This is a genomic window from Arsenophonus endosymbiont of Bemisia tabaci Q2 (genome assembly GCF_902713415.1).
Classification (GTDB): Bacteria; Pseudomonadota; Gammaproteobacteria; order Enterobacterales; family Enterobacteriaceae; genus Arsenophonus.
Window position 1 is genome coordinate 1 of the sequence record NZ_CACTIE010000276.1, and the last position, 1,694, is coordinate 1,694.

General features: G+C 38.4%; 2 protein-coding genes. One reads left to right on the forward strand and one right to left on the reverse strand.

The genetic code is table 11. The features are described from left to right. The first annotated feature begins 133 nt into the window (after positions 1 to 133). Entirely contained in the window at positions 134 to 1,363 is a 1,230-nt protein-coding gene (gene pncB / locus ARSQ2_RS11200; protein ID WP_181995339.1) for a nicotinate phosphoribosyltransferase, read from the forward strand. Positions 1,364 to 1,396: 33 nt separating this feature from the next. Here the strand turns inward: pncB and ARSQ2_RS11205 are convergent. Then, positions 1,397 to 1,694, reverse strand: a 298-nt coding sequence (locus ARSQ2_RS11205) for an integrase core domain-containing protein (RefSeq protein ID WP_181995340.1), incomplete at its 5' end; no start/stop codon positions are given.

Sequence of the window (1,694 nt, forward strand, 5' to 3'; positions counted from 1 at the left end):
GATTAGAATTTTTATAACTACGCCAGAAATATATATGGAACGGCCTTCTCTCTTACTAGCATCAACAGGTATACTCTCGCATATTTTATCTTTAAGTCGAGAGTAATGCTTCCGCTAGGATAGCTAACGCATTATGAATCTAGATGCACCACCTATCATTACATCACTGCTAGATACTGATGCTTATAAACTGCATATGCAACAAGCCGTCTTTCATCACTATAACCAAGTATCGGTTATGGCAGAATTTCGTTGTCGTAGTGATGAACGACTTGGTAACTACGCTCAGGCTGTACGCCAACAAATAGATTTAATGGCAAATATTGCATTAACGCCAACTGAATACCGCTATCTGCGTGGACTGCCTTTTTTTAAAGCTGATTATCTTGATTGGTTAAATAATTTTCGCTTCAATCCGACGCAGATTAATGTTTATACCACACAAGAAAATCAGTTAGCGCTAAGAATTAGCGGCCCATGGCGTGAGGTTATTCTTTGGGAAGTACCTCTATTAGCCTTAATCAGCGAACTGGTCCACGGCGATCGCTCGCCCAATGTAACAACCGAAGATGCCATTGAACATTTACATAAATTGATTAAGCATTTTTATCAAAACCCAAAAACACAAAATATTGATTTAGCTAATTTCAAATTAATGGATTTTGGTACTCGCCGACGTTTTTCTCATGCGGTGCAATACGCTATTGTCAATGAGCTCAAAAACCATTTCCCTTATTTTACCGGTACAAGTAATTATAAGCTGGCCCAACAACTCCAGCTTAAACCTGTTGGCACCCAAGCCCATGAGTGGTTTCAAGCTCACCAGCAAATTAGTGCTGATCTCGCTAATAGCCAGCGCGTGGCGCTGCAAAGTTGGCTGGATGAGTATCCCAATCAATTAGGCATTGCATTAACAGACTGTATTACGATGGATGCTTTCCTGCGCGACTTCGATATCACTTTTGCCAATCGTTATCAAGGATTACGGCATGACTCGGGTGATCCGTTAGAATGGGGTGAAAAAGCAATTAGTCATTATAAGAAGCTGGCTATCGATCCGATGAGTAAAACGCTGGTTTTTTCAGATAACCTTGATTTACAAAAAACATTGATCCTTTATAAACATTTTTATAAACGTATCAATCTTATTTTTGGTATTGGAACCCGTTTAACCTGCAATATCCCTCAGGTTAAACCGCTTAATATTGTGATTAAATTGGTTGAATGTAATAGTAAACCCGTCGCTAAATTGTCTGATAGCCCAGCAAAAACCATCTGTGATGACGATGAATTTATCGTTCGCTTAAAGAAAGCTTTTGATATCCCAAGTACAACGAAGCGGATTGATAAGAAACCTAACTGACTATTGTAATGGTCAACAAATTCTGTAGAAGATCTAAGCGGCATTCTTTAGTTCATGATATTTTTGATGTGGCGTTAAATAACCAATCGTTGAATAGCGTCGATAATAATTATAAAACTGAATGTAATTTTCAACTTCATAGACAACAGATTGATGATTGATAAACGATAAATGGTTAAGCTTTTCTGTCTTTAAACTCCTAAAAAATCTTTCCATCACGGCATTATCTAGGCAATTACCTTGTCGACTCATGCTTTGAGTTATGCTCCTTTCAAAGAGGTGCGCCCTAAACTCCTCCGATGAATATTGGCAACCTTGATCTGAATGGAAC